Consider the following 286-nt stretch of genomic DNA (forward strand, 5'->3'; position numbering starts at 1 on the left):
CTACTAACCTTAAGCTTGAGGGCAAAAGGCCATATCGCTATAGGACGGGCGCCCTTCAACCCGGATGCCGTGCAGGCTTGGGCGAAGATTGACGAGCTTCGCTGCACTCGCGGGATTTTTTCCAACCAGTCCGCAAAAACGCAAATCAGTGCTGGCATAAAGCCTGTAGGCGGTTCAATATTTGTCACAGAATTGACGCCAATGAAATGTCAAATCTGAGGCATGATGCGGCCTCTTTGCAATTCGGGTTGAACTTTGGTCGTGAGCCTTGTCTTAACACTCATCT

The 286-nt window shown here is 50.0% G+C and carries 1 protein-coding gene; it reads left to right on the forward strand.

Annotation, left to right across the window (positions count from 1 at the left end; all coding sequences use genetic code 11):
- Nucleotides 1-219: hypothetical protein (locus tag AAEZ05_RS28200; protein WP_350649855.1), on the forward strand; the 219-nt coding region annotated here is incomplete at its 5' end.
- Nucleotides 220-286 lie beyond the last annotated feature (67 nt).

Source organism: Pseudomonas sp. HY13-MNA-CIBAN-0226, from assembly GCF_040310305.1.
In the GTDB taxonomy this organism is placed as follows: Bacteria; Pseudomonadota; Gammaproteobacteria; order Pseudomonadales; family Pseudomonadaceae; genus Aquipseudomonas; species Aquipseudomonas gregormendelii.